We start from the raw sequence: 25,813 nt of genomic DNA, 5'->3' as shown, positions 1-25,813 counted from the left end.
GATATTGTAACCGAAATATAGTAATATAGTAAGCATAATTATTTTATATGAGAGGAAAATATTTTATATGAAAAAAGGTTTACTAACCGGATTGTTATTATTTGGTATATTTTTTGGCGCAGGTAATTTAATTTTTCCACCAGCGCTAGGAGTAAATTCTGGTGAAAATTTTTGGCCAGCAATTTTAGGATTTGTTGTTTCAGGAGTTGGAATTGCAATTGTAACACTAATCGTCGGGACTCTAAATCCAAAAGGATATGGAGCAGAATTAGACGAAAAGATTTCGCCACTATATTCAACTACATATTTAGTATTGTTGTATTTATCTATTGGTCCATTATTCGCAATTCCGAGAACTGCAGCGACATCATTTGATATTGGAGTAGCACCATTAGTAAAAGGAAGTAGTTTACCATGGTTATTAATTTTCACAGTTATTTATTTTGCTTGTGCATTTATTCTTGCGATTAATCCTAGTAAAATATTGGACCGTGTAGGGAAAATTTTAACTCCAATTTTCGCATTACTAATTGTAATTTTAGTTATATTAGGAGTTTCTAAGTTTGATGCAACTAATCCAGCTGCAAAAACTTATGCAACAAGTTCAGTAGCGTTTGGTACTGGATTTATTGAAGGATATAATACACTTGATGCATTAGCATCTGTTGCGTTTTGTATTATTGCAATGAGTGCATTAAAACAGCTTGGCTTTAAAGATAAAAAAGAATTTTTAGCAAGCACATGGGTGGCTGGGATTGTAACTGCAATCGGATTCAGTATTCTATATATAGGTCTTGGACTTTTAGGGAATAAATTTGCAGTACCAGCAGAAGTTTTAGCTGATCCAAAAGTTAATAAAGGAGCATATGTTCTTACAGAATCAGCACGTGGAGTATTTGGTAACTTTGGTGGAATCTTCTTAGGAGTTATGGTTATCCTTACATGTTTTACAACTACAGTAGGATTAATCGTAGCAACATCAGAGTTTTTCAATAAAAAATTCCCACAATTTTCTTATAAAGCATATGCTATTGTTTTCACATTAGTTGGATTTGCTATAGCAAATATTGGACTTCAAGATGTAATTAAATTCTCAGTTCCAATGTTACTATTCTTATACCCAATCACAGTAGCATTAGTTATTATTGTTATAGTTAACAAGTATGTAGCATTATCGAAATTAGGTATGCAACTTGCTATGGGAGTAGTTACTCTAATTTCTATATTGTCAGTAATTGGAAGCACATTTAAAGTAGCAGCGATAGCTGAATTAATAGCTAAATTACCGTTAGCAGCCCAAAGTTTAGAATGGTTAATACCAGCATTAGTATTTATTGCTCTAGCAGCAGTATTACCTAATAGACAAAAAGGAAAAGTTTACGATTTTAGTGAATTGTAAAATAAAATCACCTGTTGATAGATTATATCACAGGTGATTTTTTATATGCCAAAATAGTTAATTTCGTATTACAAAATTTCAGGATTATTCTTTTGAATTAATTAATTTTTTTACTTCATCTAGTAAGAACATTTTAATATTCAAAGATTCTACAAATCTCTCTAGAGAGACTAGTTTTTCAAAATTAATTTTATCTGTTGTTTTGTAAGCTCTAATAAGTTGATTTTTTGGTGTGTTTTCTTCTGAAATAAATTCAACGATATCTGATTTATAACCAAATACTTCTAACACCTCACTACGAATAGAATCAGTAAGAAGGGTAGAAAATTTTTCTTTTATAATACCATGCTTTAGCATAAATGGAATAAAGGTCGAATCTAGTTGACTGTTTACTTCCTTTTGACAGCACGGAACGGCAAAAAATACTTTTGTATTCCAACCTAGGGATTTTAGTAAGGCGATATCTGTAGCCGTATTACATGCATGAAGACTGATAACCATATCTATTTTATTTTTGTTTTCATAGTCGATGACATCTCCATAAATAAACTCTAGGTTATTAAAATTAAGTTTTTTGGCGATGTTATTACAATTTTCAATGACCTCCTTTTTCAAATCAATACCAATAATTTTGACATTTAATTTAAGAATTTCTGTTAGATAATAATACGCAGAAAAAGTCAAGTAACTCTTGCCACTACCAAAGTCCAAAATTGTAATTTGGTTTTTAGTATCAAGCTGAGTTGTCGCATGCTTAATAAATTCTAAATATTTGTTAATTTGTCTGAATTTGTTATAGCGTGCCTTTAAGATTTTTCCTTCTTTATTTTGAATACCTAATTCAATTAGAAAATCATACTTTTGTTTTTCATCTAGGAAGTATTCTTTACTAGTATTATGCTCAAAAGATATATTTTTTTTCTCTGTTTTCTTTTTATTTATACTAACTTTAAACTTTTTAGAAATCTTTATATTGATGATTTCGTCACTAGTAATAACACTAATATCTTTTGCAAGAGAAAATAATTCTTCGAGCATAATTTTTATTTTATCTACATTTGCTGTAATGATGTTTTCATGTTTTATTATACGCTTATAACGATATTCAAATTGTATATTAATATTGTTTTTAATATTAACAGGTTTTGCAATAACTTTGTCAAGTTCTGATTCTTTATTACGAATATTAGAAAAGGTTATTTTGGAAAGATTATTATTTTTTATATGAGATAATAATTCCGAGATTATTTCGTGATTCATAGTTTCTCCTTGAGAATGTATTAAATATTATTTATATTCCATATTACAATACTTTGTTTTAATTGGCAAATTAAAAAAATAATTAAATCAAACTCTGTTATTCTGTTGAGTATTACATTTATGCGTGGTATAATTTAGTAGTTAGAAAATATGAAAAAGGTAGATAGTATGAATATATTAGATATTATTGAAAATATAAAAATAAAAACCATTTATGGATCATTACCAACTAAAGTAAATAATATTTCTCAAGATTCACGAAAAATTACAAAAGGTGATGTCTTTGTTGCAATTAAGGGCTATACAGTAGACGGCCATAATTATATAGAAAAGGTAATTGCACAAGGAGCTGCCTTAGTAATAGCAAGTCGTTACGAAGATTATAACGTTCAAGATTGTGCCGTTGTTGTTGTAAAAGAGCATGAAATCGAAAAAATTGCAAGTATGCTTGCAAAAAAAATAAATTCAGGGAACAAGGTTCATACTGTTGCAGTAACAGGAACGAATGGGAAAACGAGTATTTCAACATTAGTACACAATATGTTACGTGAATTAGGAGAAAGTAGTTCTTATATTGGAACAAATGGTTTTGGGAAAAACGATGATGAGCCAATTTATTTAGGGAATACAACTCCTGATGTAGTAACTTTACATAACAAAATTGGTGAATTACATCGTGAAGATATTAAAAATTTAGCATTTGAAGCATCATCACACGCGATGGTATTAGGTAGAATTTACAATGTTGATATAGATGTTGCGATTTTTACTAATCTTACATATGAACACATGGATTTCCATGGTGATATGCAAACTTATGCTTATGATAAGAGCTTATTGTTTTCAACATTAGGAAATAATTTTTCTGAAGCTAAGTATGGGGTATTAAATAAAGATGATGAGTATTATAGTATTATGTCAAAATGCTTATACCATCAAGAAATAAATTATTCAGTGCTGGATGAAGCAGCAGATTTTTATGCGTATAATATAAAACAATATAGTGAAAATGGAAGATATAAAACGACATTTACCTTAAAATCACCAGAAGGTGAATACGAGTGTCAGACAAATTATATTGGAGATTTTATGGTAAGTAATGTCCTAGCTGCTCTTATAACGGTGTGGTTAAAAGGATATTCAGTAGAAAAATTGGTAAATATTTTACCGAACTTAGGAGCTTTATACGGACGTATGGAGATTTTAGGAGAAGATTTACCGATTGATATCATAAGTGATTTTGCGCATACTCCAGATGGTTATAAAAAATTATTGGAAGCAACTCGTGAAATTAGAAAAAACAAACGTACCTTATTGCTGACAGGAATGGGCGGGGGACGTGATATTTCTAAAGGACCGTTAATTGGTGAAATTATCTCAGAAGCTGATTATGTAGTAATAACGACAGATAGTCCACGTGATGAAGATGTAGAGGTTCTTATGGGAACAATTGAAAAAGGTATGACACATAAAAACTACGAAAAAGTATGGTTTAGAACGGATGCAGTAAAAAGAATTATTCAGTTGGCTGAACCAGGGGATGTTGTAATACTTGCCTCAAAAGGTCGCGAAGATTATGAAATTCTTCGAGGTGGCAAGAAGGTTTGGCATTCTGACCCAGTAGTTGCGATAGAAGAAGCTAAAAAGAAATTTAATGTGAAGTAGAAATTTGAAAGGAAAAAGACGTGATAGAAAAGATTAGAGAACAAGTAGAAAAAAGAAGAACGTTTGCGATTATCTCTCACCCTGACGCAGGGAAAACAACTTTAACAGAGAAACTATTACTTTTTGGAGGAGCTATAAGAGAGGCGGGTACTGTAAAGGGTAAAAAGACAGGTAAATATGCAAAAAGTGACTGGATGGATATAGAAAAACAAAGGGGGATTTCGGTTACCTCTTCTGTAATGCAATTTGATTATGATAATAAAATCATAAACATACTAGATACACCGGGACACGAGGATTTTTCTGAAGATACATATCGTACACTTATGGCGGTAGATAGCGCGGTGATGGTTATTGATGGAGCTAAAGGGATTGAGGCACAAACACTAAAACTATTCAAAGTTTGTCGTATGCGTGGTATTCCAATCTTTACATTTATTAATAAACTTGACCGTGAGATAAAAGATCCACTAGAGCTGTTAGAAGAAATTGAAGAAAAGCTAGAAATTGAAACATATCCTATGAATTTACCAGTTGGTATGGGGCAAAACTTCTTTGGGATTATGGATAGAAAAAATCATTATATTGAACCATTTAAAGAAGATAGCGACTTTGTTGAATTAGATGGTGAATATAATATTGTGGATGATAACCCAATCGCACAAGATGCAATGTATCAAAAGTGCGTAGAAGATATGATTTTAGTTACAGAAGCGGGTGTTGATTATGATTATGAAAAACAACTTCGCGGAGAACAGACACCAGTATTCTTCGGTTCAGCATTGTCTTCATTTGGTGTAGAAAGTTTCTTAAATTATTATGTAGATAATGCACCAACTCCAAAAGGTCGTCGTGGCATACATGAGGAAGATATTAAACCAACTGATGCTGAATTTTCAGGATTTATCTTCAAAATTCAAGCTAATATGGATCCAAAACATCGTGATAGAATAGCGTTCTTGCGCGTGTGTTCAGGAGAATTTAATCGTGGAATGGACGTAACTCTTGCACGTACAGGGAAAAAATTAAAAATATCTCGTTCAACAAACTTTATGGCGGACGACAAAGCTACAGTAGATGTTGCTTATGCTGGAGATATTATTGGATTATATGATAGTGGAAATTATCAAATAGGAGATACACTTTATCAAAATAAAAAAGTTGAGTTTGAAGCATTACCATCATTCACACCAGAAATTTTCGTAAAAGTTTCTGCGAAAAATGTTCTTAAACAAAAACACTTCCACAAAGGAGTGGAACAACTTGTTCAAGAAGGTGCAATTCAATATTATAAAACCTTACATACAAATCAAATAATTTTAGGAGCAGTAGGTCAGTTGCAATTTGAAGTATTTGAACATCGTATGAAAAATGAATATAATACAGAAGTTATAATGGAGAGAATAGGGCAAAAGACAACTCGTTGGATAGAAAACGAAGATTCAATTAATGAAAATATGTCGAGTTCGCGTAGTATTTTAGTAAAAGATTTATACGATAATTATGTATTCCTATTCGAAAATGATTTCGCCATGAACTGGTTTAATGACAAATATCCAGAAGTGAAATTATTTAGCAAGTTGTAAAATATCAACTAATAGTAAAAAAGTTAATATACCTTATAAGGAATGACTAAATAAACAGGTTTTAAGAAACTATGATTGCTAGTCATTCCTTGATTTTTATGTATAAAAATTTGAAAAAAAGTTATTCTAGGTATATAATAAAGTGTTAGCAAAATTTTAAATTTAAAGAGGATAGTATGAAAAATTTAATAAAAAAAATGCTGGAACTCTACAAAGAACCAAAATATAAAAGTGTTGTTAATTACATTTTCTTTGGAGTTTGTACAACATTAGTAAACTTTGTGACATATGCAATTTTGTATTATTATGGTATGGAAGTAATGCCAGCCAATTTAATATCGATAACACTGTCAATTTTATTCGCGTATTTTGTCAATGCAAAATATGTCTTCAACTCAAAAGCTGTAGGATTTAAAAAGGTTTTTTATGAACTTTCAAAATTTTTCACAGCCAGATTAACGACTTTAGTAATTGAAGTGTTTGGAGTTGAATTATTTATTTATGTAGGAATGAATGCCTATTTGGCTAAATTTATTATTCAATTTGTAGTACTTGTTGCTAATTATGTGATTAGTAAATTTTTAGTTTTTACAAAGGAGAAGAAATAATTTATGAAGTGGTTTATTACTGATATGGATGGAACTTTTTTAAATGACAAAAAAGAAGTTGCCCCTAACGCTCAAGATGTAGTAGTAAAATTGCAAGATAAAGGAAGTAAGTTTATCATAGCGACTGGAAGACCTGATATTGCAGTTAAACACTATTATTATAATTTGGGGATGAATGATGTAGTTATCTCCAACAATGGTAGCTTAATCAGAAACTTAAAAACAGGAGAGATAGTCTATCAAAAAAGTTTTACTATAGATGAAGTTGAAACGATATACAATATGTTTAAAGAGTTAAATGATGATGTTATAGAATTTCACGTTTATACATTAAACTATATTTATTGTAACAAGTTGTCGTTTAGTATGGCGCGTATGAAACGTTTAGAAGAAAATATGCCTGATGAATTAAAAACACCAATGTATATTCATGATGATATTATAGGAGAAATAAAAAAGAATAAAGAAGATTGTCAAAAAATAATGATGATTGCAAAGGATCATGAGAAAGTTGAAAAATTCTATAAAAAAGTTAGTAAAGTATTAGATGTAGATGGAACTTTCTCAGCAACAGATTTTTTCGATATAATGCCAAAGGGTTGTAACAAAGGAACTGCAATAGAAAAGTTGGCACAGCATTATAATTATCCAATAGATAAATGTGTAGTGTTTGGTGATAATTTCAATGATAAAGAAATGTTTGATGTAGCTGGATGGAGTGTTTGTCCAGATAATGCAAGTACGGCTATTCAAAATATGTGTGATGAAGTCATTGGTAATAATAATGATTTTTCTGTAATAAAGTATGTGGAAGATTACTATAAAAAAATAAAATAAGTACTTGCGAAGTTTGATAAAATTTGATAAATTAGTATATAGCGTATTAATTTATACTAAAAGTAAAAAACAAAAATTATTTATTGTCGAGTACAATGAAAAAAACAAAGGAGAACTTTCATGAGAGGAAGAAGAAATGAGAAGAAAAAGTCTAGTAGAATACTTGCCTTTCTGTCTTTAGTAGTTATTATTTTAACCTCAATTGGTTTAACTACAAAAACTAATGCACAAAAAGTAAATCTAGGACTAGATCTTCAAGGAGGATTTGAGGTACTATATCAAGTAGAGCCTCTAAGAGACGGTCAAACTATAGATGAAGCGGCAGTTAAAGCAACAGCCGATACAATCAGTAGACGTATTAATATATTAGGTGTAAGCGAACCAGTTATTACAGTAGAATCTGGTAATAGAATTAGGGTAGAACTTGCAGGAGTTAAGGATCAAGAATCAGCGAGAAAAGTTTTATCTACACAAGCTAATTTAACAATTCGTGATGTAGATGATAAGATACTTTTAGATGGTTCTGATCTTCAAGAAAATGGAGCTTCTCAAGGTTTTGATCAAAATAATAAACCAGATGTCAATTTAAAATTAAAAGATGGTGAAAAATTCGGAAATATTACTTCTGAAATTAGTAAACGTGGTGCAGGTAAAAACTTAATGGTAATTTGGATGGACTTTAACGAAGGTGATTCGTTTAAAGCAGAATCTGCTAAAAGTAATCCTAAGTACATTTCAGCACCACAAGTAAGTCAAACTATTAACTCAAAAGATGTTCAAATCACAGGAAACTTTACAGTAAAAGAAGCTAAAGAAATGGCAGCATTACTTAACTCTGGTGCTTTACCAGTTAAACTTACTGAGATTTATTCAAACTCAGTTGGAGCTCAATTTGGAGCAGATGCATTAAGTCAAACAGTATTAGCAGGAGCTATCGCACTTGGTATTATTTGTTTATTTATGCTAATAGTTTACCGTGTACCTGGATTTGTAGCTAGTGTAATGATGGTAGCCTATGTTTATATTACAGTTGTGTTCTTTAACATGATTTCAGGTGTTCTTACGTTACCAGGTATTGCAGCCTTAATTCTTGGGGTGGGTATGGCAGTTGATGCTAATATTATTATGTACGAGAGAATTAAAGAAGAAGTTCGTGCAGGATATCCACTTAAGAAAGCATATCTGGATGGAGCGCGTCAATCACTTTGGACTATTTTTGACTCTCAATTTACTACAGTAATAGCAGCTATAGTACTGTTTATCTTTGGTACAAGTAGTGTTAAAGGTTTTGCAACAATGTTATTACTATCAATTCTAGTCAGCTTTATAACTTCTGTATTTGGTACAAGATTATTATTAAGTTTATTAGTAAATTCTAATATCTTTAATAATAGACCAGAATATTTTGGAGTTAATAAAAAATCAATTCATGAATCTAAATTTGGAATTAATTCATTAAAATTAAATACAAAATTTGAATGGTTAAGTTTTACAAAAAACATGAAAAAATTCTTCGCATTTAGTATAGCAATTATGATTGCAGGGACAATCTCTTTAGGAATGTTTAAACTTAACTTAGGAATTGATTTTTCTAGTGGTACACGTATTGACGTAGCATCAAATACTGAACTTACAACTGAACAAGTAAAACAAGACTTATCATCGCTTGGAGTGAAAGACGAAAAAATTGTTTTAACACCAGATAAAAAACAAGTAACTGTTCATTCTAAAGATAGTTTTGCACAAGATAAAGCTATTGAAATAAAAGAGTACTTCTCTAAAAAATACAATAAAGATGCTAATCTAAGCGTTGTATCACCAGTAATAGGTAAAGAACTTGCAAAAAATGCATTGTTTGCATTGATGTATGCTTCAATCGGTATTATTCTTTATGTTGCATTCCGATTCGAATGGAGAATGGGACTTACAAGTGTAATAGCTCTTTTACACGATGTAGCGGTAATTATATTTATAACAAGTATTTTACGTTTAGAAGTCGATATTACGTTTATTGCTGCAGTTCTTACAATTGTCGGGTATTCTATTAATGATACAATCGTTACATTTGATAGGATTAGAGAACATATGCGTCATGAAAAAGTATTGACATCAAAAGAGCAAATTTACAAACTTGTTGATGTATCATTACGTCAAACATTGACTCGTTCTATTAATACTGTATTAACTGTTATTATTACAGTTGTCGTTATGTTATTAGTAGGAAGTAGCTCAATTTATACATTTAATGTAGCATTACTTATTGGTCTTATATTTGGTCTTTACTCATCTCTATTCATCGCCGCACAACTATGGGCAGTGTTGAAAGTTAGAGAGTTAAATAAAAAAGGAAAAATAGAAGTATCAGTTCGTAAATCTCCAAAAGAGAGAAAAGAAAATGATAAAGTATTAGTTTAATAAGAAAATCTGAAGGTAGAATTTTTTCTATCTTCAGATTTTATTTTGTTTAAAGTAAGTATTAGTTAAATATGTTAGAGTAGATAAGAAAAATTAAATATGATATAATTTAAAAGTAATTTTAATAAGGAGAATAGTTTATAAATGGAAATGTTGTTTAAACTATTGACTGAACATGTATATTTGATATTGTTTATATCAATGATTTTAGAATTTGCAGCTTTGCCGCTTCCAGGTGAAACAATGATGCTTCTTGCTGGTATTATGGCTTATGGAGGACATGCAAGTTATTTAGGAATGATATTAGCAAGTGCATTAGGGACAATAATAGGAATGCAGCTATCTTACGAAGTGGGACGTCGATTAGGAGTTAAAGCTATAGAAAAATATGGTTCATATATAGGGCTTACGCCTTACAGAATGACAAAAGCGTCTGAATTCTTTAATAAATATGGTAACATAGTAATCATAATTGCATATTATCTACCTGGAGTTCGTCATATATTAGGATATTTTTCTGGGATAACAAAAGTGGATGCAAAAAGATTCCATATCTATTCTACCTTTGGAGGAATTGCTTGGGTAGGAACATTTACTACTTTAGGTTACGTTTTAGGGCCTAGTGCCAAACCTGTATTCCATTTAATGCACAAATATGGAACATTAGCAATGTTATTTGGATTAGTTGGATTATTTATATATTTAATTTACAAAAAATTAGGAACTAGAGAATTTTCAGCATTCATTAAAAAGAGAGTATTAATTTTTATTCTGCCTATTATTTTTTCGATAGCAGTAATAATTTATAAATGTTCAACTGCACCAATGTTTCATCCGAAATTTATTACTGAAGTTTTATTTTACCTAGCAGTAATATTATTAGTAATTTCATTTTTATGTTATTTAAGAATTACATTGAAAAATAATACTACAAAAAAATTGTTAGTAGTAGTAGATTATCAAAAAGATTTTGTTGATGGCTCACTAACAGTCGAGCGTGCAAGGGAATTAGAAAAAGTTATTGTAGATAAAATAGAAAAATATAGACAAGATAACCAAGATATAATGTTTACAAAAGATACGCATTATACTAACTATTTAACTACAAGAGAAGGTCGATATATCCCAATAGAACATTGTATAATTGATACAGAAGGACATGGGTTATATGGTGAAGTAGCAAAATATGAAAAATATGCTAAGAAAGTTTTCAATAAAACATCTTTTGGTAGCATTGATTTAGCAAAATATATAAGTCGTAGTGATTATGAGGAAGTTGAGTTTTGCGGTGTTGTATCGAATATTTGCGTATTAAGTAATATCATTATGACTCAAACATATAATGAAAAAGTAGAAATTAAAGTAGATCTAAATGCAACTAAAGGTATGGATGATGAAATTGATAGTACACTTAAAAAATATTTAGAACAACTTACAGTAAGAGTAAAAGAATAAAAAAAGGCTTTGGATTATTCCAAAGCCTTTTAATATACGTTTTTCAGGAAATGTATAGAAAAAATTTAACTTTTATGATAGAATAATAACAAAATTAGAAGGGTAGGGTGAAAAAATTATGAATTATTTATTAGTATCTCCGAACTTTCCAATAAGTCAAGAGTTCTTTGCGAAAGAATTAAAAGAAAAAGGTATTAATGTATTAGGAGTGGGATCAGAAAGTTATGATGCATTAAGTCAAACATTAAAGGATAACTTGGTAGAATACTTTAGAGTTAATGACTTAGAAGATTATGAAGAAGTCTTTCGAGCAGTTGCATTTTTAACATACAAACATGGGAAAATAAATAGAATAGAATCTAACAATGAATATTGGCTTGAACTAGATGCTAGGTTACGCGAAGATTTTAATGTTTATGGAGTTAAACCTAAACAGTTAGAATTTACGAAATATAAATCAAAAATGAAGACTATGTTTAAAGAAGCAGGGGCGAGAGTAGCCAAGGGTTATGCTGCTAACAATAAAGAAGAATTAAATGGTATTCTGAAAAAATTGGAATTACCACTTATTGCTAAGCCAGATAATGGTGTAGGTTCTGCCAATACATACAAATTATTAACTCAAAGAGATGTAGAAGAGTTTATTAATGAATGGAATGAAAAGGTAAGTTATTTTTTTGAAGAATTTGTGGAAAATGGCGTTCTTTGTACATATGATGGGTTAATCAATCAACATGGAGATATTGTATTTGAGACAAGTTTTATTTATACACAACCTACACTTGACTTGGTCAATAATGGATTGGATTATGCAAATATTATTGAACCAAATATTGATCCAAAGTTAAAAGAATTAGGTCAACGGATAGTTTATAAATTTGGTATGAGAGAAAGATTTTTCCATATAGAGTTCTTTAGACTTCCGGATGGTGAGTATATCGCTCTTGAATATAATAATCGTATTGCTGGTGGAACATGTGTAGATTTATATAATTATTCTTATAATATTTCTTTATATAATATTTATGCTGATATAGTGTTGGATAATAGAGTACCTGAAATTTCAACAAATAAATATACTATAGCGTTATCTAGACGAAATAAGTATAACTATATGTATTCTTTAGATGAAATACGAACTAAATATCTACATAAGTTACGTATGATTTTTTATGTCCCAGAAGTTTTCTCAACAGCAATGGGTGACATTATAATAATTATATCAGTTGATAATAAAAATCAAATTAATGAAGTCATGGACTATGTTCAAAAAATATAAAATAAACTGTGATAGTCTATAAGAAAGGGGTAAAGGTGAATAAAAAGTTCAAAATCTTGTTATATATTGTTATTATTGGATTAGGATATGGTGTAGGAAATTTAATCGGATACTATGCAGGGGAACAACTTTCATCACAAGAAGCACCAAATATTTATTTAATAATTGTAACATTATTATTTGGCATTATTTTACAAATTATAATTCATGAAGCAGGTCACTTATTTTTTGGCTTACTAAGTGGTTATAAATTTATAAGTTTTAAGGCGTTTAATTTTGCGATAGTCAAAGATGAAGAAAATAGAATAAAATTCAAAATAATTCAGGGAACAAAGGGAACAGCGGGACAATGTTTAATGGAGCCACCAAAGCTTGAAAATGGGACATTTCCCTATAAACTATATTTAGCTGGTGGAGTGCTATTTAATATAATATTTTCGTTATTAGGATGGATTATAGCACCTAGTGTATATATGTTGATATTTACTTTAATCGGATTAGTTTTTGCAATTACTAATGCAATTCCTATAGGATTTAATGATGGAATGAGTTTTAAACTTTGCTTGAGAAGTGAAATAAATAGATATGCAATTCATTTGAGTTTAGTTAGTGCAGCTTATGCAATACTTGGAAAATCTTATGTGGTAGAACATCCAGAAGTATTAGAAAAAATAAAAAACTTAAGAGTAAAGGAAGCGACGCATATAACAGATTACTTAAAGTTTTTAGAAATAGAATATAATCAAGATAAATTCGAATTAAAAAAAGTTTATGATGGCTTACTAAAACTTTATTTAGAAAATCCAGATTTAATATTGCCATATAAAATAGAGGTAATGAGAAGTTTAGTGATGTTTGCGAGTTTATTTGAGCCTGAATCAGAAATTATAGAAAAACTGATGAAGGATAAATACGTTAGTGCGCGTCTTAAAGCGAAAGAACCTCAAAATAAAACTATTTTGGCAGTATATGAATGGCGTGTTAAAAATAACCCTCAAAAGGCATTAGCTTATTTAGAAGATGCTAGGAAGATTTTACATAGAAGTCCTCATTTATATGCAAAAATTATAGATGAAAAGTATATTAACTATATCGAGAGTTTAATAACATCTGAAATAGAACAAAAAATATAAAATAAGAACCAAGATTGAGTTAGTCAAACTTGGTTCTATTTTATTTTGTTAGAAATTAAGGCGCTGAAATCTAAGTCATCATATTTCGAATCACTTATATCTGTTAATGAATCAAAGTCTGTATCAGGAAATAGTGGATCAAAATCATCAATATTTAAATTTTTTTCGTTGGATGAGGTAGGTTTGTTAGAAATAAGCGCTGAAATATCTAGATTGTTATATTTATCCTCATGATTGTGTTTTTTATCTTCAAAATTATATTGTATATCTATCTCTTCTATGTTATTCTCTTCATTTTGATTATAAAATAAAACACCATACTCATCTAAAAGTTCTTCTTTTGAGTAATTTTTAAGTGGGTCTTCGATAGGAGATATAGTATTTTCATATATTTTCTTTACAGTATCCTCACTTGTCTCAATATTATTTTGTTTTGGTTGCCATGAGTTTATCAATCGATCAACAATATCTAGCTGGTTATCGTTAAGCAACATTAATTTATTTTTTATTTTTTCTACTTTATTCATAAACACACCTACATGATATTGTGAACAGGATGTTTTTCATTTTCTTTTAAATAATTGATGTAATCTGCACCCCAGTTTTCAAGTTCATTAAGAACACCTTTAAATTTTTTACCGATATCAGTAAGACTATATTCTACCTTCGGAGGGATTTGAGCATAAACTTTTCTATTTATAAGTCCATCTTGTTCTAGTTGCTTTAACTGTTTTGTTAGAGTAGTTTGTGTAATATTTCCTAATTCACGTTGAAGTTCATTAAATCTTTTTTCGCCATTATCCAAAATGTGTAGTATTAAAATTGTCCATTTTCCTGTTAATAGCTTTTGTGTCGTAAAAAAAGGACATGCTCCAAATAATTCTTTATCTTTCATATTTTAACTCCTAAAATTTTTATATTAATTTATAGTTGATACAATACATTACTATCAAAAAAGATACTAACTATTGTAAAAAATCGTACTTGTTTATTATAATATACATTATTATAATTAGATATATAAATTATAAAACAAAAAGAAATATTTAGCAAGAGGCTAAATAATCTGGAGGAATAAAAAATGACAGAGGCGAAAAATTTATATCAGAACAGACGTAGTGTATATGCATTAGGAAAAAATTTACCGATTTCTGAACAAGAGGTAATAGAAATAATTGATAACGCAGTGAAATATTCACCAAGTGCATTCAATTCAAACACTGCTCACGCAGTAGTTTTATTAGGTGATAATCATCAAAAACTTTGGGATATTACTTATGCTGAATTAGCAAAGCTGTTACCAACTGATGAAGCTAAAGCTACAACGAAAGGGAAAATTGATAATTTTGCGGCAGCATATGGAACAATTTTATTCTTTGAAGACCATAATGTTGTAAAAGGCCTACAAGAACAATTTCCATCATATGCTGATAACTTCCCAATATGGTCTGAACAATCAACAGGTATTGCATCATTTGCAGTATGGAATGCGTTAGCAGAAGCTGGAGTAGGAGCAAATATACAGCACTACAATCCACTAATTGATGAAAAAGTAGCAAAAGAGTGGAATATTCCTTCTAACCTAGTTTTACGAGCACAAATGCCATTTGGCGAAATAGTTGAAGAAGCAGCACCTATAGAAAGAAAAGCTCGTGTAAGAGTAGTAAAATAATATAAAATATAACTTCCCTTAAAGTCAAAATACTACTTTGGGAAGTTTCTTTATGTTACTTAAATGAATATTTTAGATAGTGGTTTTATGCTTAGTATATTGGAATAAGTCTTTAAATGTGTTATTATAATAGATGTTATTAATAAATAAATTTTTGAAAGGTCTAAAATTTTAAATCCCATGTTAAATATAGTAATTAAAAATTTAGAAGACACTAAAAAATTAGCAAAATTAGTTGCTGATTCAATTGAAAATAATAAGTTGCTTTTAATGTTAAATGGTGATTTGGCGGCAGGGAAAACGACTTTTACAAAATATTTGGCTGAATATTTAGGAGTAAAAGCTGTTGTAAATTCTCCGACATTTAACATTATGAAAGAATATAAGTTTCCGGCTGGTCGCTTGTATCATATTGACGCATATCGTTTAGAAGACAGTGATGAAGATTTAGGTTTTGACGACATTTTTTATGAAGACAATGTATGTGTAATAGAATGGGGAGAATTTATAGAAGAATTTCTACCACTAGAAAAATTAGTTTTCAATATTCGACTTAATGGTGAAGAACGTAATGTAAAGATAATCGCAACTGAGAAATATAGAAAAATAGAGGAAAGGATTGGTGAAAATTGGTAAGTATAGTAGTAGAAGCATCAAATGGTTTTTGTTCGATTGCATGTCTAGAGAATAATAAGGTACTGTCACAACGAAATATGGAATGCAGCAACAATTTATCAACGATAATTTTACAAGAAATTGATAATTGTTTAAATGATGCAGGAAAAAGCAAAAAAGATTTAACAGAAATAATTGCAAGTAATGGTCCAGGCTCATATACTGCCATTCGTGTTGTTGCAGCTATATGTAAGACATTAGCTTATACTTTAAAATTGCCACTGAAAGTTGTTTCAAGTTTAAAACTTCAAGCACTTTTGGAGTTTGAAAGTAATAAATTAATCGTACCACTTATTGATGCACGTCGTAATAATGTTTTTGCAGCAGTATATAAAGTTGAAAATAAAAAATTAATAGAAGTTTTGCAAGAAGATTATTATTCTTTAGAAGAATTAAATAACTTTTTAAAAAACAAGGATGAACAATTTGTTTATGTGGGACGTGATATAAAAAAACTAAAAGAAAAACTATTGTTGGCAGAAAATAACAAGAATGAAGTAAGTGCAGCAAATGTTGTCAAAATTTATGATAGTTTAGAAATTGTTGATAGTTATAATATGAAACCACAATATTTAAGGAAAACAGAAGCAGAGAGGGAACTAGAAAATGATAAAAATAAATAAAGTAGATGTTAATGATTTGGAAGTACTTTCAAAAATTGATATTGATAATTTTGAAGATGCATGGACAAAGGAAATGTTTAAAAGTGAATTAGAACATCCAAACGCAGAATATTATGGATTATTTAACGATGAAGAAATGATAGGTTTTTGTGGTGGATGGTTAGTGTCGGACGAATATCAAATTAATAAAATTGTCATTGACAAACCTCATCAAAATAAAAAACTTGGTCAGATATTTTTCACTTATATAATGCAGGTGCTAAAATTAAAAGGTGTGAAAAAAGCCTTAGTAGAAGTGCGTGTGAGTAATATGCCGGCAATAACTATTTATGAAAAATCAGGATTTGCTACAATTGATATTAGAAAAAATTATTACAAAAATAATGGTGAAAATGCCTATGTAATGGTAAGGGATTTTAGTAATGAACGATTTTAAAGAAAAGATAAATATATTGGCGATAGAAACGAGCTGTGATGAAACGTCGGTTGCTGTTGTTAAAAATGGTAAAGAAGTATTATCGAATATTGTAAGTAGCCAAATTGAAACTCATAAACAATTTGGTGGAGTTGTCCCCGAAATTGCTAGCCGTCAGCATATAGAAGTAGTAATTCAAATTGTTGAAGAAGCACTTGAAGAAGCTAAGACTTCACTTTCTGATATAGATGCATTGTGCGTAACGCAAGGTCCGGGGTTAATAGGGTCGTTGTTAGTAGGTGTAAATGTTGCTAAGGCATTAAGTTATGCTCTTGATAAACCATTAATTGCAGCACATCATATTGCAGGGCATATTTATGCTAGTAATATAGATAATGATATAGTTTATCCATCGTTGGCTCTAGTAGTCAGTGGTGGACATACTGAACTTGTTTATTTAAAAGACGAACTTAATTTCGAAATTATTGGTTCTACTCATGATGATGCGGTAGGTGAAGCATATGATAAGGTGGCAAGGCAATTAAATCTAGAATATCCTGGTGGACCTAAAGTTGACAAACTTGCAAAACTAGGTGAGGATAAATACAAATTTCCACGTGCTATGATTGATAGTAATGATTATAATTTTAGTTTTTCAGGAATGAAGTCTGCGGTTATCAACTTTGTACACAATGCTAATCAACGTGGTGAAGAAATAGTACCAGAAGATTTGGCATGTAGTTTCCAAATGGCAGTAGTGGAAGTTTTAATTACAAAAACTAAAAAGGCCATAATTAATTTAGGAGTCAAGCAGTTGATACTAGCTGGAGGTGTGGCAGGTAATAGTGAGCTTCGTAAGCAAGTACTAGAACTTGAACAAGAATTAGGAATAGAAGTGTTAATTCCAAAAATGAGTTATTGCAGTGATAATGCGGCGATGATGGGAGCGGTAGGATATTATTACTATAAAAATAATATTTTTTCAAATCCATTAACGTTAAATGCGAAGTCAACATTAGACTTGGAAGAAATTAATAAATAGTTTATTTTCTATGTGATGTAGATTGTAAGTTTAAATATATTAGTTGATAAGAAATTATTTATAGATATTGAATAATTAAGGATATAGAGAGGTAGTAAGTGAATTATAGTATTAATGATAAAACAGCTGTAGCAAAAGAAAATCACAAGGAAGCAATGTTATTAGTAAAAGAATTAAACAGTAACATAAATGATTTAAAAAAATGGAAAGAACTTTCTAAAATAGTTACTAAAGAGCCTAACATGAATGATGATTTTTGGGTGGAATTATGTGAGCTTGATTTTACAAAAATTCAATTTTTTCCGATAAGATCATTATTAGCTGGGATATTAAAAAATAAAAGAGATGTTTCAAATATTTCAAGAATATATGATTACATAGTTTTAGAAAATAAGACATATTTTGATAACTATGAGCAAAGAATAAGAAGGAATACTCCAGCAACCTTAATAATTTATTTTGGTGGATTTTTGGGGGTGGGATTTTTTGCTATAGCTAATTTCATTTTATTATTTTTTACTCCATTAAATTATCGAGAAGTACTTTTTAATTTGATTGCAGGATGTTTTATAAGTGCTCTTGTAGCTGAAATATCAGATAGGCAGTATCTCTTTGAGTGGAAAATACCTTATTTTGAAAATGGTAAATTTCTAGCATATGTGTGGGTGTATATACCGATAATAGTTTTATATTTGTACATGAATATTACGTTATTGTATACACAAGGATTTGACTATAGTATTGAAAATCAATTTAAATTTACTATTGGGATTTATATTGTAATTTTAATTATAATTAACACTTTGTTTAAATTGAAAAATTCCATAGAGTTTATTTATAAGTTATATTTTGTAATATTTAAATTAATAAGTTTTCTAAGTTTGATATATATTATTACAATGTATTTTGTAGGAGAAATATATATTTCTGTTTTGTTTATCATAGTAACGATTATAATCGGTGTTTGTCTTAGTGTAATGAAAAAGTCTTTTGTTGATAGAATTGTAAGACTACTGTTTTACCCAATGACATTTTTCTATTTGACATATCTTAGATTAATTTTTGATAATTATAATATAGTAGGATTGTTTAATGAATTATTGTATGCTGCAGGAGTTTTAGCAGGATTAATAATATTAATGACCAAGACTAGAATAAAAACTAAATAGATACAGAATAATCCCTTTCTATAATAAGAAGAAAGGGATTAATATTTTTAATTGTATAGTAATAAAAACATCTTTAGTAGATATAAAGCGATATTGATTTTATTCGGCTATTATTTATGTTAAAATATAATATGATTAATATTAGGAGGCGATGTTATGGCGAATATATATTTAGATTATGCGGCAACATCAAGAAAACATTTTGATATTATTGAGAAAAATTTGGATATATTGAAAGAGATTTATGCTAATCCAAGCAGTGGTCATACTTTAGGAAAAAAGAATGAAAAGCTTTTTAGAGAAGCACGTGAAAAAATTGCCAAATCAATCTGTGCAAAACCTGAAGAAATTATATTTACTTCTGGTGGAACAGAAAGTAATAATACAGTTTTCAACCATGTACTAAATCGTTTTGCTGGTGGAGAAATTATTATTTCGTCTATAGAACATCCATCAGTTAAATCAAGTGCTAAACATTTAGAAAAATATGGATTTATTGTTCATGAATTAAGTGTAGATAAAACAGGAATAATTGATTTAGAGGAATTAAGACAGAAAATAAATGATAAGACAGTTTTGGTTTCTATTATGCTTGCTAATAATGAAACAGGGATGATAAATCCGCTTAAAGAAATTTCAGAAATAATTAAAGGTAAGAATATTTTATTACATAGTGATATTGTTCAAGCATTTGGAAAGGTAGAGATAGATGTTTCTGACTTAAATTTAGATTTTGCATCAGTTTCCGCACATAAAATTGGCGCTCTTAACAATTTTGGTTTTTTATATGCAAAAAATGGTGAGGTAGAATCGTTTATTTTGGGTGGAGGACAAGAACATGGAATTCGTTCAGGAACAAGTGATTTACTTGGAACATTAGTTCTTGCTGATTGTGTAGATGAAACATTAAAATCAATCTCAAAACTTCGTGAATTGAAAAATTATTTTCTTGATAAACTAGAGGAAAACCAAGTAGAGTTTGAAATTAATGGCTTAAAGGATAATTCACTTCCTAATATAATGAATATATATTTTAAGAAGATTGAATCACAACGACTTATTACGTATTTAGATTCATTGAATATTTATATATCTGGAGGTTCTGCTTGTAGTTCTGGGAATATAAAAGGTAGTCGAATTATTACAGAGATGTATGATATAGAGCGAGCTAGTCATTCAGTTAGAATAAGTATTGGCTTTGATATTACAAAGGAAGATTTAAATTTTGTTATTGATAAAATTGTAAGATTAGAAAATAGATTGAAAGAAAGGGATAATTAATGAGTAATGGTAAAAAAGTAGTAGTTGGTATGAGCGGAGGAGTAGACTCATCAGTAACAGCATATCTTTTAAAACAACAAGGGTATGATGTTATAGGTGTTTTTATGAAAAACTGGGAAGAAAAAGATGATCGTGGAGGTTGTGTTGCTGAAAAAGACTATGAAGATGTGATTAAGGTTTGTGAGCAACTAGATATTCCATATTATTCAATAAATTTTGAAAAAGAATATTGGAATAAAGTCTTCACATACTTTTTAGATGAATATAAAAAAGGTCGTACGCCAAACCCAGATATTATGTGTAACAAAGAAATTAAGTTTAAAGTTTTCTTAGAGTATGCGGAAGATTTAGGGGCTGACTATGTGGCAACTGGTCACTATGCTCGTGTAAAAGATGAAGATAATCAAAGATTACTTTTACGTGGTGTGGACAACAACAAAGATCAAACATACTTCTTATCACAATTAAAACAACATCAAATTAAAAATATTTTATTTCCTGTAGGAGAACTTGAGAAAAAGGATGTAAGAAGAATAGCGGAAGAAGCAGGTCTTGCGACTGCGAAGAAAAAAGATTCAACGGGAATATGTTTTATTGGTGAGAAAAATTTCAGAGAATTTTTATCTCAATATTTACCAGCAAAAAGTGGAAAAATGGTAGACCTTGATGGTAATATTCGTGGCGAGCATGTAGGACTTATGCACTACACTATAGGACAACGTCATGGGCTAGGAATTGGTGGAACAAAAGATACAGATGGTGAAGCATGGTTTGCTTGTGGTAAGGATTTAGAAAAAAATATTCTATATGTTTGTCAAGGATTCCACAATGAGAAATTATATTCTGATAGTCTTTTAGCAAGCTCGCTTTCATTTACAACTAAAGACCCACAACCTAATAAATTTACTTGTACAGCAAAATTCAGATATCGTCAACCGGATACTGAAGTAGATGTAGAAATATTAGAGGATGATAAAGTAAAAGTTGTTTATAAAAACCCAGTTCGTGCGGTAACCCCAGGACAAGCCGTTGTCTTTTATGACGGAGATGTTTGTTTAGGCGGAGCCATAATTGATGAAGTTTATAAAGACGGGGAAAAATTGCAAGTATAAATAATAAAAAAGATAATTACGAAAAAATCGTAGTTATCTTTTTTGTTATGGTATTAGTCTAAGAAATAAATTTTATTCTCTTAAATCTAGTACCACTTTTATTGTTTTGGTGTTATAATATAAGAGACTGGGGGAATAATTGTGAAATTTAATAAAGAAGAAATAATTTTGTTTTTAAAACAAAATTTTAAAATTATAGCAGCTGCATTTTTATGTAGTGTGTTATTTGTAGCGGCAGGGTTTTATTATTTCAGTAGTTCATCATCGGGTAATAATGATAATATAAACTTTAATGTTCAAAAATCCTCAGAAGATAATCAAAATGGGGAGCAAAAAGAGGATGAAAACAAAATTTTTGTTGATGTAAAAGGTGCTGTAAAAAATCCAGGTGTTTATGAGACTACAAAAGAAAAGAGAGTCAAGGATATAATTGAAGAGGCTGGAGGATTATTAGAAGATGCTGATACATCTAATATAAATCTTAGCCAAAAGTTACGAGATCAGATGGTCATTTACATTTTGAAAAAGGGAGAGAAGCCAAAGCAAATTGGGGAAGCTTCTAGTGTAGGTAACTCAAATGATGCGATTATAAATATAAATACAGCAAGTAAAGAACAACTTATGAAAATATCTGGAATAGGAAAAACTAAAGCTGAGGCTATACTTGCCTATCGAGAAAAAAATGGGGAATTCAAAAGGAAAGAAGATATAACAAAAGTACGAGGTATAGGGAAAGCTACTTTTGATAAAATTAAAGATAAAATAGAGGTATAATTATGCAAAGAATTAGTTGGGATGAATATTTTATGGCACAAAGCCACTTATTATCATTAAGATCTACATGTAGTAGATTATCGGTAGGAGCGACTATCGTTAAAGATAAAAGGATAGTATCTGGAGGATACAATGGATCAATAAAAGGAGATGAGCATTGTATCGATGTTGGTTGTAAAGTTGTTGAGGGACATTGTGTGAGAACAATACACGCTGAAATTAATGCGATACTTCAATGTTCAAGATTTGGAGTAGGGACAGAAGGTGCTACAATATATGTAACACATTTTCCTTGTTTGAACTGTACAAAATCAATAATTCAAGCTGGGATAAAAGAAATTTGCTATGCAAATGATTATAGAAATAATGAATATGCTCGAGAGTTATTAGAAAAATCTGGGATTATAGTAAGAAAAGTAGACTATGATGTCAATTCTGTAGTAGAAAGGCTTTTGGATAATAAGTAATGTATTACTTACAATTAGCAATACTAGCATTAGGGGCGGTATTATTAAATTATAATTTTTTAATATCTATGCTATGTATAATTATTTTTCTACTAATAACTTGGAAAAATAAAAACCTTAATGCTAGGAAAACTATTATTTGTATAATAGTTTTCTTGGCATTTTTTATTCGGGGAGCATATGAACAGAAAACAAATACCACACATATATCTGATGAAAAAAATATAGATATAATCTTAACAATAGATGATAGAATTCAAGTGAATGGCAATTATTTAAAAGGTATTGCGAAATTAAATAAGGAAAAAGTTCTATTCACTTATATTCTTAAAGATGAAAAAGAAAAAACATTTTTTAAAGAATACTTTCAGGGTGGAATGCTAAAAGTAAACGCTGATATAGAAGATATTGGTGAAAAGAAAAATTTTTATTCCTTTGATTATAAAAAATATAATGAAAATAAGGGTATTTTTAAAAACGTAAAAGTCAATGATATTAAGAATTTTGAAGAAAATAAAGGAATTATTTCGAAAATAAAAATATGGAGAATTAGTCTAGGGAATAAAATTCATAAAGAGATTAGTTTTGATAAAAGTGGCTATATAGAAGCACTTATTTTTGGGGATAAAGCATATTTAGAAAAAGATGAGATTATTAACTATAAAAATTTAGGAACGAGTCATTTACTAGCAATTTCTGGCTTGCATCTAGGGGTATTGATTTCGCTGATTTATTTCATTTTGTTAAGGTTACGATTTAGTGTAGAAATAATAGAGAAAATAGTATTTTTAGTTATCCCATTTTATATGTTAATAAGTGGTTTTAGTCCATCTGTTTTACGTGCAGGGGGCATGATTATGCTTTATATTATTTTCCGAAAGAAGGATATGACAAAACTGGAGGCATTACTGACAACGTTTATCTTAATGTTGTTTATTAATCCATTATTAATATTTGATATAGGATTTGAGTTATCATTTTTAATAACGTTTTGTTTGCTTATGTCGGATGATTTTTTAAGTGGATCAAAAAATATCTTTACTTCAGGCTTTAAAATTAGTCTAGTTTCATCTTTAGCTAGTTTGCCAATTTTAGTCATGAATTTTTATACTTTTTCTTATATTTCAATAATAAGTAATATATTCTTAGTTCCAATATTTAGTTTAGTAATTTTTCCGTTAGTTCTTATAAGTTATGTTGTGTTTTTATTTAGTTCAACAATATTTAATGTAATTTTCAAACCAATCTTGAATATTTCCTTTAGTTTTTTTGATAAAATCCAGGATTTATTTTTAAATTTTTCACCAGTGGTAATAGGTAGACATAATAATTATGTTGGAGTTATAATTTTTATTTTTATCTTGGGTATATTAATTTATCTTAATAAAAATAAATTTTTACTAGCAACTTTAGGAGTACTATTACTATTCTTTACGCTTTTAGGTTTTAGCTATATAGGAGAAGATAAAATAGAAGAGGTGAAAATTGGTAAAGGTGAAATTTATTATGTAAGAGGGGGAAGGCATAATTTATTAGTTAATACCTCTAATAATATACAAAATTTTTATAATGATTTTCGAAAAAAAGACGTAGAATATGATATAATAAACGAATATAATAAAATGTTGAATTATGAAGGGAAGAGAAAAATTGATTATCTTGTTTTAACGAGTTTTAAAAGAGATAAGGTAGGGTATGCAAGCGAACTTGTGGGAAAAGATATGGTTAACGAAGTAATAGTCCTAGATAAAAATAAACACAAGCTCAAAGAAATAATCGAACTTGTAAAATTTAAAGGTATAAAGGTTATTGAAATAAAAGAAAATACAGGTTTTGATTTAGGAACAATAAAATTTTATTACGGTGAACGACAGTTTAGTGTAAAAGGAAAAGATAGAGAATTTAAAATAGAGGTAGATGATTGATGAAAAATGTTTATGTGATTTACGGTGAAAATTTTGAAGCGGTAAATGACTATGAAAAAGAAATTACTAGAAATTATGTAAAAGAAGTAGATGAATTTAATCGTGTAAAAATAAATATGAATGACCATACACTAGAAACATTAGTTTATGAGTGTAGAAGTAGTGGTTTATTCGGTAATGAGAAAGTAGTAGTAGCTGAAAACTGTAATTTCTTACTGGCAAAACCGAAAAAACTTAAAGTTGAACATAACGTAGATGTTTTGACCAAATATTTAGAGAATATAAATGATGAAGTTATTTTAATTCTAAAAAATTCTGAAAAAATTGATAGTCGAAAAAAAATAGTTAAACAATTAAAAGAAATTGGTGAAGTAAAAGAGTTTTCTAATTTTAAAGAACATCAACTTATTGATTACATAGTAAAACAAGTGGGAGAATTGGGATTAGAAATATCAAAAGCTGATGCTCAATTTTTAGTAGACTACACGCAGTTGGATTTAGCTAATATAAAAAAAGAATTAGAAAAACTTGTTCTTTATTGTGGGGAAATAGGCCGAATTTCTAAAAAAGATATAGAGTTGTTATGCACGCGAAGTTTAGATTATGATGTCTTTAGTTTAACAAATGAACTTTTTGGGAAAAATTACAAAAAATTACGTGAAGTATATAATTCGCTAGTTTTGAAGAGAGAAGAACCGATATTTTTACTTTCATTAATTAGCGAGCAACTTAGACTCTATTATAAGGTAAAAGTATTTCTAAACGAGCATTATTCTCAAAAAGAAATCGCAAAAGAATTGGGGATTCATCCATACAGAGTTCAGTTAGCGGCACAAATGGTTTCTCATTATGATTTAGAAAAAATTATGAGAAGTATGATTATTGCTGCAGACTATGATAAGTTACTAAAGTCATCTTACATGGATAAATATTTGATTTTAGATCTTTTTATAAATAAGTTAATAGATGGATTGGAATAGAAAAGCTCAAGTTATAAAGAAACATAACTTAAGAAACAGAA

Annotated in this window: 24 protein-coding genes; 21 read left to right on the top strand and 3 right to left on the bottom strand. The window is 29.2% G+C overall.

Translation table 11 applies throughout. The annotated features are described in order from the left end of the window. Positions 1-67 precede the first annotated feature (67 nt). Positions 68-1,399, top strand: coding sequence for a branched-chain amino acid transport system II carrier protein (gene brnQ, locus DQN46_RS05220; protein ID WP_004631635.1), 1,332 nt, complete (start codon positions 68-70; stop codon positions 1,397-1,399). Between the two features lie 84 nt (positions 1,400-1,483). Here brnQ and DQN46_RS05215 read toward each other — a convergent pair whose 3' ends face one another. Continuing rightward, positions 1,484-2,659: a class I SAM-dependent methyltransferase gene (locus tag DQN46_RS05215; RefSeq protein WP_111743251.1), complete on the bottom strand. Its 1,176-nt coding sequence runs from the start codon at positions 2,657-2,659 to the stop codon at positions 1,484-1,486. A gap of 150 nt (positions 2,660-2,809) precedes the next feature. On the opposite strand from DQN46_RS05215, the gene DQN46_RS05210 reads away from it, so the two are divergent. The 8 genes from DQN46_RS05210 (at position 2,810) to DQN46_RS05175 (ending at position 13,637) form a co-directional block, all read left to right on the top strand. Next, positions 2,810-4,324 carry a UDP-N-acetylmuramoyl-L-alanyl-D-glutamate--2,6-diaminopimelate ligase gene (locus DQN46_RS05210; RefSeq protein WP_224207400.1) on the top strand — a complete coding sequence of 505 codons (1,515 nt, stop codon included), beginning with the start codon at positions 2,810-2,812 and terminating at the stop codon, positions 4,322-4,324. A 20-nt stretch (positions 4,325-4,344) separates the two neighbouring features. Beyond that, a complete protein-coding gene (locus tag DQN46_RS05205) occupies positions 4,345-5,910 on the top strand; it encodes a peptide chain release factor 3 (protein ID WP_111743250.1) in 1,566 nt (521 codons plus the stop codon). Between the two features lie 176 nt (positions 5,911-6,086). Continuing rightward, positions 6,087-6,518, top strand: coding sequence for a GtrA family protein (locus DQN46_RS05200; RefSeq protein WP_004631648.1), 432 nt, complete (start codon positions 6,087-6,089; stop codon positions 6,516-6,518). 3 nt (positions 6,519-6,521) lie between these two features. Beyond that, positions 6,522-7,355, top strand: a complete 834-nt coding sequence (locus DQN46_RS05195; protein ID WP_004631651.1) for a Cof-type HAD-IIB family hydrolase — start codon at positions 6,522-6,524, stop codon at positions 7,353-7,355. A 120-nt stretch (positions 7,356-7,475) separates the two neighbouring features. Beyond that, positions 7,476-9,770, top strand: a complete 2,295-nt coding sequence (gene secD / locus DQN46_RS05190; protein WP_111743249.1) for a protein translocase subunit SecD — start codon at positions 7,476-7,478, stop codon at positions 9,768-9,770. Between the two features lie 144 nt (positions 9,771-9,914). After that, entirely contained in the window at positions 9,915-11,225 is a 1,311-nt protein-coding gene (locus DQN46_RS05185; RefSeq protein ID WP_111743248.1) for an isochorismatase family protein, read from the top strand. 118 nt (positions 11,226-11,343) lie between these two features. Next, positions 11,344-12,504, top strand: coding sequence for an ATP-grasp domain-containing protein (locus tag DQN46_RS05180; RefSeq protein WP_111743247.1), 1,161 nt, complete (start codon positions 11,344-11,346; stop codon positions 12,502-12,504). Positions 12,505-12,539: 35 nt separating this feature from the next. After that, positions 12,540-13,637: a hypothetical protein gene (locus tag DQN46_RS05175; RefSeq protein ID WP_040461375.1), complete on the top strand. Its 1,098-nt coding sequence runs from the start codon at positions 12,540-12,542 to the stop codon at positions 13,635-13,637. A gap of 35 nt (positions 13,638-13,672) precedes the next feature. Here the strand turns inward: DQN46_RS05175 and DQN46_RS05170 are convergent, their stop codons facing one another. Continuing rightward, positions 13,673-14,164 (bottom strand): hypothetical protein, encoded by a 492-nt coding sequence (locus tag DQN46_RS05170; protein WP_111743246.1) that lies wholly within the window; start codon positions 14,162-14,164, stop codon positions 13,673-13,675. Between the two features lie 8 nt (positions 14,165-14,172). Next, positions 14,173-14,532: a winged helix-turn-helix transcriptional regulator gene (locus DQN46_RS05165; protein ID WP_111743245.1), complete on the bottom strand. Its 360-nt coding sequence runs from the start codon at positions 14,530-14,532 to the stop codon at positions 14,173-14,175. Between the two features lie 186 nt (positions 14,533-14,718). Between DQN46_RS05165 and DQN46_RS05160 the strand changes: the two genes are divergently transcribed. From DQN46_RS05160 to holA, 12 genes are all read left to right on the top strand, one after another. Then, the gene (locus DQN46_RS05160; protein ID WP_111743244.1) at positions 14,719-15,309 is read left to right on the top strand and encodes a nitroreductase family protein; all 591 of its coding nucleotides are present in this window, start codon (positions 14,719-14,721) and stop codon (positions 15,307-15,309) included. Positions 15,310-15,489: 180 nt separating this feature from the next. Then, positions 15,490-15,945 (top strand): tRNA (adenosine(37)-N6)-threonylcarbamoyltransferase complex ATPase subunit type 1 TsaE, encoded by a 456-nt coding sequence (gene tsaE, locus DQN46_RS05155; protein ID WP_004631672.1) that lies wholly within the window; start codon positions 15,490-15,492, stop codon positions 15,943-15,945. Then, positions 15,939-16,607: a tRNA (adenosine(37)-N6)-threonylcarbamoyltransferase complex dimerization subunit type 1 TsaB gene (gene tsaB / locus DQN46_RS05150; RefSeq protein ID WP_004631673.1), complete on the top strand. Its 669-nt coding sequence runs from the start codon at positions 15,939-15,941 to the stop codon at positions 16,605-16,607. The genes tsaE and tsaB overlap by 7 nt, the downstream gene beginning before the upstream one ends. Next, the gene (gene rimI / locus DQN46_RS05145; protein WP_004631675.1) at positions 16,591-17,043 is read left to right on the top strand and encodes a ribosomal protein S18-alanine N-acetyltransferase; all 453 of its coding nucleotides are present in this window, start codon (positions 16,591-16,593) and stop codon (positions 17,041-17,043) included. Before tsaB ends, rimI begins: the two co-directional genes overlap by 17 nt. Next, positions 17,030-18,064, top strand: a complete 1,035-nt coding sequence (gene tsaD / locus DQN46_RS05140; RefSeq protein WP_004631676.1) for a tRNA (adenosine(37)-N6)-threonylcarbamoyltransferase complex transferase subunit TsaD — start codon at positions 17,030-17,032, stop codon at positions 18,062-18,064. Before rimI ends, tsaD begins: the two co-directional genes overlap by 14 nt. 98 nt (positions 18,065-18,162) lie before the next feature. After that, on the top strand, positions 18,163-19,233 hold the full coding sequence (locus DQN46_RS05135) for a hypothetical protein (RefSeq protein WP_004631679.1): 1,071 nt from the start codon (positions 18,163-18,165) through the stop codon (positions 19,231-19,233). 156 nt (positions 19,234-19,389) lie between these two features. Next, entirely contained in the window at positions 19,390-20,514 is a 1,125-nt protein-coding gene (locus tag DQN46_RS05130) for a cysteine desulfurase family protein (protein ID WP_111743243.1), read from the top strand. Then, a complete protein-coding gene (gene mnmA / locus DQN46_RS05125; protein ID WP_004631682.1) occupies positions 20,514-21,626 on the top strand; it encodes a tRNA 2-thiouridine(34) synthase MnmA in 1,113 nt (370 codons plus the stop codon). The genes DQN46_RS05130 and mnmA overlap by 1 nt, the downstream gene beginning before the upstream one ends. 141 nt (positions 21,627-21,767) lie before the next feature. Beyond that, positions 21,768-22,400 carry a helix-hairpin-helix domain-containing protein gene (locus tag DQN46_RS05120; protein ID WP_004631684.1) on the top strand — a complete coding sequence of 211 codons (633 nt, stop codon included), beginning with the start codon at positions 21,768-21,770 and terminating at the stop codon, positions 22,398-22,400. A gap of 2 nt (positions 22,401-22,402) precedes the next feature. Further along, positions 22,403-22,867, top strand: coding sequence for a ComE operon protein 2 (locus DQN46_RS05115; RefSeq protein WP_004631695.1), 465 nt, complete (start codon positions 22,403-22,405; stop codon positions 22,865-22,867). Further along, the gene (locus tag DQN46_RS05110) at positions 22,867-24,792 is read left to right on the top strand and encodes a ComEC/Rec2 family competence protein (protein ID WP_111743242.1); all 1,926 of its coding nucleotides are present in this window, start codon (positions 22,867-22,869) and stop codon (positions 24,790-24,792) included. The genes DQN46_RS05115 and DQN46_RS05110 overlap by 1 nt, the downstream gene beginning before the upstream one ends. Next, positions 24,792-25,772: a DNA polymerase III subunit delta gene (holA, locus tag DQN46_RS05105; protein WP_111743241.1), complete on the top strand. Its 981-nt coding sequence runs from the start codon at positions 24,792-24,794 to the stop codon at positions 25,770-25,772. Before DQN46_RS05110 ends, holA begins: the two co-directional genes overlap by 1 nt. Positions 25,773-25,813: the final 41 nt, after the last annotated feature.

Source organism: Gemella morbillorum (assembly GCF_900476045.1).
Lineage (GTDB): Bacteria > Bacillota > Bacilli > Staphylococcales > Gemellaceae > Gemella > Gemella morbillorum.
Note: the sequence above shows the minus strand (reverse complement) of the source record. Positions and strands in the feature narration are given on the sequence as shown.